Genomic DNA, 15,124 nt, shown 5'->3' with positions numbered 1-15,124 from the left:
TTTCAAAGGAAAGCCTTAGAATATTAATTATAACCTTATAATCTATTCATTAGATCTATTTTATATCACAATTAAACAACTTATTACTATGAAAAAAATCTTCAAGTTTATACTTGTAATGATTACAGGTATTGCAATTTCAGTACAGCTGAATGCACAAAATGTGCAGGCAAAAGTAAAAATCGATAAGAATATTTCTTATCAGAAAATAACTGGTTTTGGCGGTTTTGTCTGCAGTCCGCAGTTTGGGTACAACCATATGACGACCACAGAGATTCAAAAACTATGGGGCGCAGGCAGTGAAGGTGGGTATAATATTATGCGTCTCTATATTCCCGAGCAAAGCAGCAATTGGAGTACAGCTTTGGCAACGGCTCAGTTGGCAAAATCTATGGGACTTACCGTATTCGCCAGTCCGTGGACCATGCCTGCAGACTGGAAAACCAATAACCACGTAAACGCAGTATATACCGATGCAAACGGCGTACAGCAGATCGGTTATCTCAAGCCGGAAAAATATCAGGATTATGCTCTTTATCTCAATAGTTTTGTCACCTATCTGCAAAACAACGGTGTTGCTCTTGATTACATATCCATACAGAACGAGCCTGATGAAATGGCACAGTATCAGGGATGTATCTGGACACCGACGCAAATTGCAACTTTTGTTAAAAACTACGGTCAGCTTATCAACTGTAAGGTAATTGCACCAGAAAGTGTTGGTTTTACGGATAATTTTGCTAACGCATTCTTAGATCCTTTGGTTATGGCAAATTTTGAGGTGTATGGAGGTCATCAGTATGGTTCTATGCAGTCTGTTTACAAGCAGTTTCAGAATTATAACAAAGAAATATGGCAGACAGAATATCTGATCAACTGGAATTCTTCAAGCAGCCAGACTCCGAGAGATTTTATATGGAATACCGATGGTTTCACTTTTGCAAAAAGTGTCAATAATGCGTTGCTTGGAAATGTAAATGCGTGGATTCATTACGCCTCAAAAAGATATTACGGACTGATGGGTGACGGCTCATACGGAACAATTGCCGGCGATATGACCAAAAGAGGATATATTTTATCCCAATATGCTAAAAATACGACAGGCAAAACCAGAATTGACGCCAAATGGGAAACCTCAAGCGGAACTTTGGAAGGTTCGTCTTATATCTCGCTGGACGGCAACCAGATTACCCTTGTTGTTATCAATTCTTCCTCCAACACCTATGATCTTAAAGTTGATTTGCCATTCTTTACCACTTCAGGAGTACAGACAACTACTTCACAAGCTGTGAATATGACTTCATCACCTTTCTCTTTCAGTACGGCGAGTTTCCGTCCGACAGTTCAGGTGGGTCCTTCCAGCATAATGACTTTTGTTTTTAATAAAAGTGGCGACAGACCAGTATCATTAATGACAGGCGGTGATGTTCATTATAATAAAATTGAAACTCAGATCCCGACCAATTCAGCGTTTGGTATTAATTATCAGCTTAGCGGAAAAACGGTTACCTTCTATAATTCCACACCATTGATAAGCTCAAATACTGATGCCAACAGCGGATATTTGAATCTTGATGACCGTTACAATAAGTTAATTTTTAATGTATTAAGCTATACAACAAGCAACTTGCCGACTTCTTCCAATACGACTTTGTATTACGTTGATATAAATGGAACAGTAAGATCTCATAATTATGGCAGTGTAGCATTCCCTGCACCGGGTTCTGGTAGCTTCAATCTTGTGTTTGATATTTCCAGATCAGTCCTTCCGTATGGCTGCAAAGGAATCATCGGGCTTAGAAGCGGAAATTACAGTTCCATTCTTACATTAACTTTGGGTGATGTATATTTCAATGTAGGCAATGAAAGAGCTTCAAAATTTGCGTCAGCATACTCACTTACAGACAGCAATCTTATGGATGCCTTAGAAAATGAATATTATACATCTGTTGATTTCAAAGATGTTACAGGAAACACATCAGCAGATACATGGAATAGTGCTTCTGCCAATCTTAACAGTATTTTTTATGTTAACGGAAGTGTCAGCAACAGTAATGTAAATGTAGTTTCAGGTAATTCTTGCCAGAACCTTACGCTTTCAGATATGGGTAAAGATTTTCAGGTTCCTTTCGGTTTTACAGCAAATTCTGCCACGTATACAAGAACTTTCAATGGGTACGGGATCGTTCTTTTACCTTTTCAGTCGGCCATTCCTTCTGGAGTTACGGCATACATGATGCAGCCTGGTTCCGGAAATGTGGTTTGTACACAGATTTCCAATGGAGTAATTCCTGCCAATGTTCCTGTATTAATCAATGCTACAGGAAGCAAAACATTCACTGGATCAGGTGCTGTATCTACACCAAAAGCAATTACTATAAACCAGATAAACGGTGTTTATCAATCTATAAAAGTGGCTGCAGGAGGTTATGTTTTGAAAACAGAAAGCGGAGTTACAGGATTTTATAAAGTAACAGCGGGCAACGAGCCTGTAATCAGTTCATTCCAGGGATATCTTACCGAAGATAATACTTACACGAATAATTTTCTTTCTTTGAGCTTTGGTACGCTTGGAGTTGAGAATTTAATAACAACAAAAGAAGATATTATTCTATATCCAAACCCGGCTAAAAACGAAATTTTTGTTGATTGGAAATCGGCTGATGCAACTTATTCTATCATTGATGCAAAAGGAAGTACAGTTTCCTACAAAGCAAAACTGACCACAGGCAAAAACAGAATTGATGTTTCTAAAATTCCTTCTGGATTATATTTTATTGAAATATCCGGTTCAGGGAAAAACACCACAAGCAAATTTATAAAGCAATAGCCTTTAATCATATTTTTTTCAAATTAATTTTTTTACAAGGTCATCGGGTTATTCCGGTGACTTTTTCTTTTACTACTATTTATAAATTAAGTGTAGTATATACATTTATTCAAAATAGAATCTTATATTTGTCTTTATCACACTGCAAAGGAATATCCGGTGATAATATTCAGTATTTATTAATAAAAAACTGCTTTAAAATCAATTATATGAACAAAATTTTATTAACCATATCAGTAGTTGTCTGTACTTTCAGTTTTGCTCAGAATCACAAATATCCATTTCGAAATCCCAATCTTCCGGTCGAACAAAGAATCGAAAATCTTTTGGGATTACTAACAGCAGATGAAAAAATAGGAATGATGATGGACAATTCCAAAGCTGTACCCAGACTGGAAATTCCTGCTTACGGATGGTGGAATGAAGCGCTTCACGGTGTTGCAAGAGCTGGAACAGCGACTGTTTTTCCGCAAGCTATTGGTTTGGCAGCAACCTGGGATGTTCCGGAACATCTCAAAACTTTTGAAATGATTTCTGATGAAGCCAGAGCAAAATACAACAAATCTTTTGATGAAGCCAGTAAAACCGGACGTTACGAAGGTCTTACATTCTGGACTCCGAATATCAATATTTTCCGTGATCCGAGATGGGGAAGAGGTCAGGAAACTTACGGAGAAGATCCATATCTTACTTCTGTTTTGGGTGTTGCTGCGGTAAAAGGTTTACAGGGAAATGATCCTAAATATTTTAAAACCCACGCCTGCGCCAAACATTTCGCTGTTCACAGCGGTCCGGAATGGAACCGACATTCCTACAATGCCGAAATTTCTAAAAGGGATCTGTATGAAACCTATCTTCCGGCTTTCAAAGCACTGGTTTTGGAAGGAAATGTAAGAGAGGTGATGTGCGCTTACAACGCTTTCGACGGACAACCTTGTTGTGCCAATAATACTTTGCTTAATGAAATTCTTCGAGGTAAATGGAAGTATGACGGAATGGTCGTTTCAGACTGTTGGGCTTTGGCAGATTTCTATCAGGAAAAATACCACGGAACACATCCCGACGAAAAAAGTGCAGCAGCAGATGCTCTAAAACATTCCACAGATCTGGAATGTGGAGATACTTATAATAACCTCAATAAATCTCTTGCCAGCGGATTAATCACCGAAAAAGACCTCGATATTTCAATGCGAAGAATCCTCAAAGGCTGGTTTGAATTGGGAATGCTTGATCCCAAATCTTCCGTTCACTGGAACAATATTCCTTATTCTACGGTAGATTCTAAAGAACACAAAGAACAGGCATTAAAAATGGCTCAGAAGTCTATTGTACTGATGAAAAATGAAAAAAACATCCTGCCTTTAAATAAAAATATTAAAAAAATAGCGGTTGTGGGTCCCAATGCCGATGACGGAATTATGCAGTTGGGAAATTACAACGGGACACCTTCTTCAACCGTAACGATTTTAGAAGGAATTAAAACCAAATTTCCGGATGCAGAAATCATTTACGAAAAAGGAAGTGAAGTGGCAGATCCATCTTCCAGAGCTTCGCTTTATCAGAATTTTGTAAGCCAGAAAAACGGAGAAAAAGGAATGAAGGTTGAGTTTTTCAATAATAATGAATTCAAAGAAAAACCGGTTAATATTTCCGTTAATAAAACAGGAATTACCTACAACAGTTTTGGCGGAACCCAGCTTGCACCCGGAGTTGCCAGAGAAAATACTTCAGCAAGAATTTCCGGGATTTTTAAAAGCAGTTATTCGGGCGAAGTCATATTTTCTGCCGCAACATCAGACATTTACATGCTTTTTGTTGATGGTAAAGAAATTGCTACCAGAAAAGGTCCCGATGCAAGACATCCTTCGGAATTCCCCGTGAAAATGGAGAAAGGGAAAGAATACCAAATAGAATTGCGTCACAGTCAAAAAGGGAAATATGTAAGTATTGTCTTTGAAGTGTACAGAAAAGACCCGGTAAATTTCGCTTCAGTAAGAGAAAAAGTGAAAGATGCCGACGTCATTATCTTCGCAGGCGGACTTTCTCCAAGTCTGGAAGGTGAAGAAATGTTGGTAAGCGCAGAAGGTTTCAAAGGCGGTGACAAAACTTCAATAGAACTTCCGAAAGTTCAACGTGAACTGTTGGCAGAATTGAGAAAAACAGGAAAACCTGTTGTTTTTGTACTCTGTACAGGAAGTGCGCTTGGCTTACAGCAGGATGAAAAAAATTATGATGCTCTGCTGAATGCCTGGTACGGCGGACAATCCAGCGGAACTGCCGTTGCCGATGTTCTTGCGGGAGATTACAATCCTTCTGGAAGATTACCGATTACTTTTTACAAAAATCTTGAGCAATTGGATAATGCACTTTCGACCACAAGCAAGCATCAGGGTTTTGAAAATTATGATATGAAAGGAAGAACCTACCGTTATATGACCGAAGATCCATTATATGCATTTGGCCACGGTTTGAGCTACTCAAAATTTACTTATGGCAATGCAAAATTGAGCAAAAACAACATCAATTCTAATGAGAATATTACGATAACGATTCCGGTTACCAATACTTCAGAAAGAGACGGCGAAGAAGTCGTGCAGATGTATGTGAAAAGAAATAATGATGCTTTGGCTCCGGTAAAAACATTAAGAGCTTTTGAAAGAGTTTTGATTAAAGCAAAAGAAACAAAAAATATCCAATTGACTATTTCAGAAGATTCATTCAAATTTTATGATGAAAAAGCTGATGATTTGGTTTCAAAATCAGGAGATTATACCATTTTCTACGGCGGAACTTCAAAAAACTCGGAATTAAAAAGCATGCAGTTGAAGGTGAAATAAACTATTCTCAATTTAGAAAACCTTATAGGTTTTTAAAACCTATAAGGTTCAGAATAATATCATTCAATTTAAAAGTTTACTATTAAAGATGTCACACTGAGCGTAGTCGAAGTGTCTGTTTGAACAATCAAAAAATATTATCAATGAAAACTAAAAATAAAATTTTCACCTTTCTTCTTTCAGGTTGCGTTGCATTTTCATCGGCACAAACCTCAAAGTTTACTTTAGATTTGGACGGAACATCTACCAACATCAAAATCCAGCCAACGATGTACGGTATTTTCTTTGAAGACATCAACTTTGCAGCCGACGGCGGTATTTACGCTGAACTCATTAAAAACCGAAGCTTTGAATTTAATGAGCCTTTAACGGGTTGGAAACAGCAAAACACAAAAACACTTTCTCCGAATTTGGATTCTGGTTTTTTGACGATTTATTCGGATAATTCCAAGACCAATAAAAACTACGCAAGAATAACCGTTTACAATGATAAAAATTATATTTTGGAAAATGAAGGTTTCAGAGGAATCGGACTTCACCAGAATTCAAGATATGATTTTAGTTTCGACTTGGAAAATGTATCAGGCAACATTTCTGCCGTCAACGCAAGTCTGATTGACGAAAACGGAAAGATAATCTCAACAGTTCCTATACTCATCAATGGAAAAGGCTGGCAAAAATATACGGCTGTTTTTTCTCCATCAAGAACAGTTGAAAAAACAAAACTTCAAATCACTTTTACCGGAAACGGCGTGGCAAATATGGATATGATTTCTCTATTTTCCCAAGATACTTGGAAAGGAAGAAAAGGCGGTTTACGAAAAGATTTGGTTCAGAAATTATATGATTTGCAGCCTGGATTTTTACGTTTTCCCGGTGGTTGTATCGTTGAAGGCAGAACCCTTGCCGAAAGATATCAATGGAAAAAAACATTGGGAAATGTGGCAGACAGAGAATATCTCATCAACAAATGGAGTTCCGGATTTGCCCATCGCCTGACTCCCGATTATTATCAGTCGTTCGGATTAGGTTTTTATGAATATTTCCAGCTTTCCGAAGATTTGGGGGCTGAGCCGTTACCGATTTTAAGTTGCGGAATGGCGTGTCAGTTCAACACAGCCGAATTGGTTCATTTGGAAGAATTAAATCCATTTGTTCAGGATGCATTGGATTTAATCGAATTTGCCAATGGAAACGAAAGTACAAAATGGGGAAAAATCCGTGCTGAAATGGGACATTCAAAACCATTCAATATGAAATATATTGGCGTTGGAAACGAACAGTGGGGAGAAGATTACATAGAGCGTTACAAGATTTTTGAAAAAGCCATTCATTCCAAATATCCTGATATTAAAATCATTTCAGGAAGCGGACCGTCTCCTGACGGAGAATTTTTTGAATACGGTTGGAAAGAACTCAAGAAACTTAATGCACAGATTGTCGATGAGCATTATTACAATTCGCCCGAATGGTTTACAAAAAATGCCGGACGTTATGATGCTTACGACCGTTCCGGACCAAAAGTTTTCGCCGGAGAATATGCTGCACAATCAGTCGGTGTAGTAAAACCGGATAATAAAAATAACTGGCAAACCGCATTATCAGAAGCTGCTTTTATGACCGGATTGGAAAGAAATGCAGATGTTGTCACAATGACTTCCTATGCTCCGCTTTTTGCCCACGCAGATGGTTGGCAATGGACACCGGATTTGATTTGGTTTAATAATCTTCAGTCATATGCAACGCCAAATTATTATGTTCAAAAATTGTTTTCAAATAATAAAGGAACCGATTTAATTAAAATTTCGGAAAACGGAGATGCTGTAAAAGGTCAAAATCAACTCTTTGCATCCGCGGTGAAAGACGGTAAAAATAATGAAGTGATTATTAAAATTGTCAATACAGATTCTCAGGAAAAATCAATTGAAATCAATCCGAAAAATATCAAATTAGGAAGCAAACTGACTAAAACAACCTTAACATCATCACAACTTTCTGATGAAAATAATTTTCAAACAGAAAACATAAAACCTCTTGAAGAGAATTCTGTGATTAAAAAAGGGAAATTTTCTGTTCAGATTCCATCCAATTCTTTCGTGGTTTTAAAGATAAAATAGCCTTTAAGTATCATCAATAAAAGAAAAATAAAAATTAAGTGTAATATTTACATTTATTTAAAATAAAAATTTATATTTGTTTTAATCTCTCAATAAGAGAAATGTCAACATTTATTAAAATTTAATTCATCGCTTAAATGAAGAAATATGTTATCGGGTTAGATTATGGTACGGATTCGGTGCGTGCAGTCCTGATTGATACAGAAAACGGAGCCGAGCTCGCAACATCCGTAAGCTACTACCAAAGATGGAAAGAAGGAAAATTCTGCCAACCGGAACAAAATCAATTCCGTCAACATCCGCTTGACCATATTGAAGGCTTGGAAAAAACCATTTCCGATGTTGTCAAAGAAAGTGGAGTAGCCCCCGAAAGTATTGTCAGCATTTGTATTGATACCACTGGTTCATCACCGCTTCCGGTAAACAAAGAAGGAATTGCATTGGCTCTGACTCCCGGATTCGAACAAAATCCAAATGCAATGATGGTATTGTGGAAAGACCATACTTCAATTTCAGAAGCCGAGGAAATCAACCATTTGGCGAGAAATTGGGGCGGCGAAGATTATACCAAATTTGAAGGCGGAATCTATTCTTCCGAGTGGTTTTGGGCAAAAATCCTCCACATCAACAGAGTTGATGACAATGTGAAAAATTCGGCTTACAGCTGGGTGGAACATTGCGATTATATCACGTTTCTCCTTTCCGACCATCAGGATTTATCAACTTTCAAAAGAAGCCGTTGTGCAGCAGGTCACAAAGCAATGTGGCACGAATCGTGGGATGGACTTCCATCTAAGGATTTCCTCGGACAGTTGGACTCATCTTTAGCCGAACTTCGTGACAGATTGTACGATAAAACCTACACTTCCGATGAGGTTGCAGGAAATCTTAACCTAGAATGGGCAGCAAAATTGGGATTAACAACCAATACTGTGATTGCCGTAGGAACTTTCGATGCCCATTCCGGAGCTGTCGGTGCAAAAGTCGAGGAGAACACACTCATCCGAATTATGGGAACTTCCACCTGCGATATTATGGTTGCACCCAACGAAATTATTCAAGATAAAACTGTCAAAGGAATTTGTGGACAGGTCAACGGTTCGGTCATTCCGGGATTGATTGGTCTGGAGGCTGGTCAGTCGGCATTCGGAGATTTGTTGGCTTGGTACAAAGATATTCTTACTTGGCCAGTCCATAATATTCTGATGAATTCAAATATCATCGATGACACTCAAAAACAACTTTTAAAAGAAGAAATAGAAAACAATCTCATCCGAAATCTGACTTTGGAGGCAGAAAAAATTCCTCTTTCCGAAGCCGTTCCTATCGCATTGGATTGGGTGAACGGACGTAGAACGCCCGATGCCAATCAGGAATTGAAAGCGGCTATAAGCAATCTTTCATTAGGTACAAAAGCACCACATATTTTCAAAGCATTGGTGAATGCCATTTGTTTCGGTTCCAAAAAAATCGTCGACCGTTTCGAAGAAGAAGGCGTGAAAATCGAAAAAGTTATCGGAATCGGCGGTGTTGCCAGAAAATCACCATTCATTATGCAGACTTTGGCAAACGTCCTCAATATGCCGATTGTCGTAGCAGCGTCAGACCAGGCTCCCGCTTTGGGGGCAGCGATTTATGCAGCAGTTGCAGCAGGAATTTATACCAATGTTCAGGAAGCAAGTCAAAAAATGGGTTCCGATTTCGAAGCCGAATATTTCCCGCAGGCAGAATACGTGGAAAAATATGCGGAATTAATGAGTCAATATCAGATTCTCGCCGACTTCACGGAAAACAATATCAAATCAAAGAAGAAGTTGATTGTTGACAGTTTATAGTTGATAGAAATCACATTCAATTTTAAAATAACAACTAATAACCAAAGATTTTATGGCAGCTTTATCCGCCCTCCGTTCCCGCTTTTTTGTTCCGCTTTGCTACACAAAAAGAGCTCCACTCAGGTCGGGCTGCGTGAGATTCAATGCTGAAACTAAACCAATAAGGTATGCAGCCCGAAATAGGTAACCTGTAATCTTTAAATTATTTTAATCTTTTAATCATTTAATAAAACTAAAATGAGCATCTATAAAGAACTCCAGAGAGAATGTTACGAAGCCAATATGCAGTTGGATGCCTTGAAGCTGGTCGTTTATACATTCGGAAACGTGAGTGCCGTTGACCGAGAAAAAGGAATCTTTGCCATCAAACCGAGCGGTGTTCCCTACGAACTTTTAAAACCGGAAGACATTGTGATTTTAGATTATGATGCCAACGTGGTTGAAGGAAATCTAAGACCATCTTCCGATACTAAAACCCACGCTTATCTTTACAAAAACTGGGAAAACATTGGCGGAATCTCACATACTCACGCCATTTATTCGGTCGCTTGGGCGCAGGCTCAGATGGACATTCCTATTTTTGGAACAACTCACGCCGACCATTTAACGACAGATATTCCCTGTGCACCGCCAATGCGTGATGATTTAATCGAAGGAAACTACGAATACAACACTGGAATTCAGATTCTGGACTGCTTCAAAGAAAAAGAACTGTCTTACGAAGAAGTAGAAATGGTACTCATCGGAAATCACGGACCGTTCACCTGGGGTAAAAATGCGGACAAAGCCGTTTACAACAGCAAAGTCCTGGAAACCATTGCAGAGATGGCATATCGAACAAGACAAATCAACCCGAATGCGCCACGCCTGAAAGATTCGCTCATCAAAAAACATTACGAACGAAAACACGGCAAAAATGCCTATTACGGACAGTAAATAGCTATTAGCTTTTGGCAATTAGCATTTAGCTTTAAAAATCAATCAATAATCAACCATCAACCAAAAACCATCAACTAAAAAATATGTTAACACCTCTCAATACAAAAGAAATCTGGTTCATCACCGGAAGCCAGCATTTATACGGACCCGAAACCTTAGCTCAGGTTGCCGAACATTCAGCGAAAATCGTAGAAGCTCTTAATATTTCTTCATCAATTCCGGTAAAAGTGGTTTTAAAGCCAACGGTAAAAACTACGGAAGAAATTTTTGAAACCCTTACAGCTGCTAATTTCTCAAAAGACTGTATCGGAATTGTAACCTGGATGCACACGTTTTCACCTGCAAAAATGTGGATTCGTGGTTTGACCGCTTTACAAAAACCAATGTTGCATCTTCATACGCAGTTCAATCAGGATATTCCGTGGTCTACGATGGATATGGATTTTATGAATCTGAATCAGGCGGCACACGGTGACCGTGAATTCGGATTTATGGTAAGCCGTCTTCGCAAAAACCGAAAAGTGGTTGTCGGACATTGGGCTGACGAAAGAGTTCAAAAACAAATCGGAGACTGGAGCCGTGTTGCGGCAGGTTGGGACGATTGGCAAGGTGCAAAATTCGCTCGTTTTGGAGATAATATGAGATATGTTGCCGTAACCGATGGTGATAAAGTAGAAGCTGAAACCAAATTCGGATTTTCGGTAAACACTTGGGGAATCGGAGATTTGGTAAGTGTTGTCAATTCCATTGGCGATGGCGAAATCAAAACTTTGATAGAAGAATATGAAGCCTCATACAAAATGGCTGAATCTCTCCTTTCGGGCGGAAGCAACAGAAAATCTCTTGAAGTAGCTGCAAGAATAGAATTAGGTTTAGAAAAATTCCTGAAAGACGGAAATTTCAAAGGTTTCTCCGATACTTTTGAAGACCTTCACGGTTTGGAACAGCTTCCCGGAATTGCCGTTCAAAGATTAATGGAAAAAGGTTATGGATTTGCCGGAGAAGGCGACTGGAAAACTGCTGCACTCGTTCGTGCAATGAAAACGATGGGACAAGGTCTTGAGGGCGGAAATGCCTTTATGGAAGATTATACCTACCATCTCAATCCAGCAAATCCTTCCGTTTTGGGTTCTCATATGTTGGAAGTAGACCCTGTGTTAGCAGTAGACAAGCCATCTTGTGAAATTCATCCGTTGGGAATTGGTGGCAAAGCTGACCCGGTTCGTTTGGTTTTCAATTCAAGAGGAAATATTGACTCTCTGAATGCTGCTTTAATGGATTTCGGAAATCATTTCAGGCTGTTAATCAACAAAACAAAAGCGTTGGAAATCACCGAAGAATTACCAAAACTTCCTGTGGCAAGAGTTCTTTGGAAGCCGCTTCCTGATTTGTACACGGCTGCAGAAGCCTGGATTTTGGCTGGTGGAGCGCATCACACGTGTTACAGTGAAAACATCAGTGCAGAGCAGCTGGAAGATTTTGCAGAAATTGCAGGAATTGAATCTCTTGTTATCGATGAAGACACAAAAATCCGTGATTTTAAGAATACCCTTCGTTGGAATGAAATTTATTATCGTTAATCTTGCAAAATCATTCAGACTATGAAAAAAATAACTTATAACCTGATTATTATTGCGCTTTTATGTATTTTCGGGTGCAATAAAAAAGAAAATAATAATCAGCCTCAAAAAGAGAATATGGAAAACATACAGGTTTCAGATTACGGAGTAACAGCGAAAGGCGATTCCATCAAAAAATATACTTTAACGAATAAAAACGAGATGAAGGTGGAAGTCATCAATTTTGGAGGCATTATCACCTCACTCACAGCTCCCGATAAAAACGGAAAATATGAAGATGTCGTTTTAGGTTTCACAAAACCTGAAGATTACTTCAACGGAAATCCTTACTATTTCGGCGCTTTGATTGGCCGTTATGGAAACAGGATTGCCAATGCAAAATTCACTTTGGAAGGTAAAACTTACGACATTGATAAAAATGACGGACCCAACAGTCTTCACGGCGGAAAAGAAGGTTTTCATACCAAATTTTGGAATATTGAACCTGTAAAAGATGCGAAATTCCCGACGTTGAAACTGACTTACACAAGTGAAGATGGCGAAGAAGGTTATCCCGGAAAGCTGACGACCACTGTTTTATATACTTTGACAGACGATAATGCTTTGGAGATTTCTTACGAAGCTACAACGGATAAAGCAACGGTTGTGAATCTTACCCAGCATTCGTACTTCAACCTTTCAGGGAATTTCTCAAAAACGATTACCAACCACGAATTGCAAATCAATGCAGATAAATTCTTGCCTGTAAATGAAACATTGATTCCGACTGGTGAACAGAAAGCGGTAAAAGGAAGTCCGTTTGACTTCACCGTTTCAAAACCAATCGGAAAAGATATCAACGCAGATGACGACCAACTTAAAAAAGGAAAAGGTTACGACCACAACTGGATTTTGAACGGAAGCGGACTAAGAAGTATCGCCAAAGTGTATCATCCTGAATCGGGAAGAGTGATGGAAGTTTTGACAGACGAACCGGGTGTTCAGTTCTATTCCGGAAACTTTCTTGACGGGAAATTCGATACCAAAACCGGCGGAAAAAATGAATTCAGAACAGGTTTTTGCTTAGAAACCCAGCATTTTCCGGATTCTCCGAACCAAGCTTCTTTCCCTTCAACAGAACTGAAGCCGGGACAAAAATATCAGACTAAAACGATTTATAAATTCTCAGTTAAAAAATAAATTATGGGAAACTTAGCAACGATTGATATCATCATATTTCTTGTTTATTTTGTGGTGGTAGCCGGTTACGGAATCTGGATTTACAACAGAAAAAAATCTGCAGCTACTGGCAGTAAAGATTACTTCCTTGCCGAAGGTTCACTTACTTGGTGGGCGATTGGTGCCAGTTTGATTGCTTCCAACATTTCGGCGGAGCAGTTTATCGGGATGAGTGGGGAAGGATTTTTCGTAGGAATTGCTGTGGCAGCTTACGAATGGATTGCAGCGATTGCATTGATTATCATTGCGGTTTGGTTCATTCCAATTTACCTTAAAAACAAGATTTATACAATGCCCCAATTTCTTGAAACCCGTTACAATAAATCGGTTTCACTGATAATGGCTGTTTTTTGGCTGTTTTTGTACGTAGTTGTAAACCTTACTTCGATTCTTTATTTAGGAGCTTTGGCAATTGATACATTGTTGGGTGGAGATAATCTTCATATTATAATGATTGGATTACTTCTAATGGCATTATTAATCGGTCTTGGCGGAATGAAAGTAATCGGATATACCGACGTTATTCAGGTAGCAGTTTTGATTATCGGAGGTTTTGCAACGGTTTATATGGCTCTTCAGATTGTTGACCAGAGAATCAACGGCGTGGCTGTAGGAAATGCTTTTGCAGGTTTTCAGACTTTGATGAACGAAGCACCGCAACATTTCAAATTAATGCTTGATAAGCCAACGACAACTACTACAACTTTAGCAATGCCGGAAAATCTGAGTGTTCAGAAATATGTGGTTTTACCAGGATTGGCGATGTATTTTGCAGGTCAGTGGATCGTCAACCTAAATTATTGGGGATGTAATCAATACATCACGCAACGTGCTTTAGGAGCTGATTTGAAAACCGCAAGAACCGGAATTTTATTCGCAGGATTTTTGAAATTATTTATGCCCATTATCGTAATGCTTCCGGGAATTGCAGCGTATGTTTTATATACAAAAGGGCATTTGCCAGGTTTCAATGGGGTAAAAGATGGTGCTTATTCAGCTATTTTAGGATTTTTGCCAACGGGACTTAAAGGTCTTGCAGTTGCAGCATTGACGGCGGCAATTGTTGCGTCATTGGCGGGAAAAGTAAACAGTATTTCTACCATTTTCACTTTAGATATTTATAAAAAATACCTGAAAGCCGATGCAACCGAAATCCAGATGGTAAGAACAGGACGTTGGGCAATTATCATCGCAATGGCTGTTGCTTTGGCATTTACGTGGACGGATGTTTTGGGAATCGGAGGAGAAGGTGGTTTCACGTTTATTCAGAAATATACAGGGTTCATCAGTCCGGGTGTTTTTGCGATGTTCCTTTTGGGAATGTTTTGGAAGAGAACAACAGGAACAGCAGCTTTAGTCGGGGTTCTTCTTGGCTTTTTACTTGCGATTTTCTTCAACAGTTTTGCAGTAGATATTTTCGGGAAAGAAACTTGGTTATACACTGCTTTCACGTATGAAAAATTAGAAAACGGAGTAGTTCACACGATTACAGAAATTCCTTTCCTGATTAATATGGGATGGTCATTCTTTATCACAGTTGCTGTAATGGTGATGATCAGTTTGGCTGGTCCGAAAGTGAATCCAAAAGCTTTCGCGATTGATGCGACAATGTTCAAAGTAGATAACAGAACTTTAGTTATGATTGTAGTAACGGTTCTTTTATTGACCGCACTTTACGTAAGATTCTGGTAATTTTAAAATAAATTAAAAATAGGATGTCAATATTGGCATCCTATTTTTGTTAAATATTCTGATGATTTTATAATTT

The 15,124-nt window shown here is 38.7% G+C and carries 8 protein-coding genes; all 8 read left to right on the top strand.

Going from position 1 to position 15,124, the window contains the following annotated elements; all coding sequences use genetic code 11:
• The first annotated feature begins 88 nt into the window (after window positions 1–88).
• The 8 genes from K0R77_RS01395 to K0R77_RS01360 all read left to right on the top strand — a co-directional run bounded on the left by K0R77_RS01395 (window position 89) and on the right by K0R77_RS01360 (window position 15,048).
• Window positions 89–2,830: a T9SS type A sorting domain-containing protein gene (locus K0R77_RS01395; RefSeq protein WP_300346469.1), complete on the top strand. Its 2,742-nt coding sequence runs from the start codon at window positions 89–91 to the stop codon at window positions 2,828–2,830.
• Between the two features lie 209 nt (window positions 2,831–3,039).
• Window positions 3,040–5,667, top strand: a complete 2,628-nt coding sequence (locus tag K0R77_RS01390; protein ID WP_300346467.1) for a glycoside hydrolase family 3 C-terminal domain-containing protein — start codon at window positions 3,040–3,042, stop codon at window positions 5,665–5,667.
• 143 nt (window positions 5,668–5,810) lie between these two features.
• Window positions 5,811–7,784 carry an alpha-L-arabinofuranosidase C-terminal domain-containing protein gene (locus K0R77_RS01385; protein WP_300346465.1) on the top strand — a complete coding sequence of 658 codons (1,974 nt, stop codon included), beginning with the start codon at window positions 5,811–5,813 and terminating at the stop codon, window positions 7,782–7,784.
• A 137-nt stretch (window positions 7,785–7,921) separates the two neighbouring features.
• The gene (locus tag K0R77_RS01380; protein WP_300346463.1) at window positions 7,922–9,619 is read left to right on the top strand and encodes a ribulokinase; all 1,698 of its coding nucleotides are present in this window, start codon (window positions 7,922–7,924) and stop codon (window positions 9,617–9,619) included.
• Between the two features lie 237 nt (window positions 9,620–9,856).
• A complete protein-coding gene (locus tag K0R77_RS01375; RefSeq protein WP_089874206.1) occupies window positions 9,857–10,555 on the top strand; it encodes an L-ribulose-5-phosphate 4-epimerase in 699 nt (232 codons plus the stop codon).
• An 86-nt stretch (window positions 10,556–10,641) separates the two neighbouring features.
• Window positions 10,642–12,138, top strand: coding sequence for an L-arabinose isomerase (araA, locus tag K0R77_RS01370; protein ID WP_300346458.1), 1,497 nt, complete (start codon window positions 10,642–10,644; stop codon window positions 12,136–12,138).
• 21 nt (window positions 12,139–12,159) lie between these two features.
• Window positions 12,160–13,317, top strand: coding sequence for an aldose epimerase family protein (locus K0R77_RS01365; protein ID WP_300346456.1), 1,158 nt, complete (start codon window positions 12,160–12,162; stop codon window positions 13,315–13,317).
• 3 nt (window positions 13,318–13,320) lie between these two features.
• Window positions 13,321–15,048, top strand: coding sequence for a sodium/solute symporter (locus K0R77_RS01360; RefSeq protein ID WP_300346454.1), 1,728 nt, complete (start codon window positions 13,321–13,323; stop codon window positions 15,046–15,048).
• Window positions 15,049–15,124: the final 76 nt, after the last annotated feature.

It is taken from the genome of Chryseobacterium sp., from assembly GCF_029240215.1.
Classification (GTDB): domain Bacteria; phylum Bacteroidota; class Bacteroidia; order Flavobacteriales; family Weeksellaceae; genus Chryseobacterium.
The sequence above is the reverse complement of the archived record's forward strand: the minus strand, read 5'-3'. Positions and strand labels throughout refer to the sequence as shown.